Origin of the sequence: Desulfovibrio sp. JC022 (assembly GCF_010470665.1) — a bacterium.
Classification (GTDB): Bacteria; Desulfobacterota; Desulfovibrionia; order Desulfovibrionales; family Desulfovibrionaceae; genus Maridesulfovibrio.
The window spans coordinates 1-1,204 of record NZ_VOPZ01000035.1; the positions used below are offsets into that span (position 1 = coordinate 1).

The window sequence follows — 1,204 nt, forward strand, 5'->3', positions numbered from 1 at the left end:
TGTAAACCTCCCCAAGTTAGTGCCATCCATAAGTAGAGTTCTCTTGGGGTGAATGTTTTTGGACATACTCGACTGGGGTCATGTCTCCGAGCGATTCATGTGGCCGCTCTTCGTTGTATTGACGAATCCAGTATTCGGTTATGTCCTTGACCTCCGATAGCGTTGAGAACAGGTAAAAATCTAAAACCTCGTTGCGAAACGTTTTGTTGAAACGTTCAATGTATGAATTTTGAGTCGGTTTGCCTGGCTGAATGAATTCCAGCGCAACACCATTTCTTTCAGCCCAATCTGCCAATGTTACCGAGATAAGTTCCGGACCGTTATCCATCCTCATTTTCTCAGGAAAACCGCGCCACGCTGAGACTCTGTCCAGCACACGAGTAATCCTTCCGGCGGGCAGGCTTGTATCGACTTCAATTGCTAAGCATTCACGGCTGAAATCATCAAGCACGTTAAAAGTTCTAAACCTTTGTCCACTCATCAGCGAGTCATGCATAAAGTCGATCGACCAGCAAATGTTGGCTTTCGGCGGAACCGATAAAGTCTGAGGATTCCGGGAAGGCAAACGTTTTTTACCCTTTCGCCGGAAGTTCATTTTTAGCATGCAATAAACTCGATAAACCCTTTTATGATTCCAGCGGTGTCCTCGTTTGCGCAGCAGGACGAACAATTTTCTGAAACCGTAACGAGGGTACCGATCAGCCAACTTAAGAAGCATTTCAATGAGTAACGAATCATCTCGCGGATTAGGCTTGTAGCAATACACTGAGCGGCTTAAGCGCAGTGCGCTGCATGCTTGTCGAATACTGAGACAAAATTCGTTACGGAAATAGTCAACAAGCTCACGCTTCTCAGCTGGCTTTAAAGCTTTTTTGCTATGACATCCTTCAGGGCTTCATTTTCAAGGCTCAAATTAGCAAACATATTTTTGAGCTTACGATTCTCTTCTTCAAGGTCCTTCAGACGACGAATATCGGAAGCTTCCATACCACCGAACTTGGATTTCCACTTGTAGTACGTGGCTTGACTTACTTTGTAATCTCGACACACGTCTGCGACTTTACGACCACCTTCGGCCTCTTTCAGGATTTTAATAATTTGGCTTTCACTGAATTTGGATTTCCGCATCGAAACAACCTCCTTCATGGCTGTCTTTATCAGAAATCTCTACTTTGCGCTGGGACTAATATACGGGAGGGCTACA

The 1,204-nt window shown here is 45.0% G+C and carries 1 protein-coding gene; it reads right to left on the bottom strand.

Going from position 1 to position 1,204, the window contains the following annotated elements:
• Positions 1 to 16 precede the first annotated feature (16 nt).
• A protein-coding gene (locus FMS18_RS20130; RefSeq protein WP_163296441.1) for an IS3 family transposase occupies positions 17 to 1,128 on the bottom strand; the annotation gives its coding sequence in 2 pieces (ribosomal slippage) (positions 17 to 876 and positions 876 to 1,128; 1,113 coding nt in all).
• Positions 1,129 to 1,204: the final 76 nt, after the last annotated feature.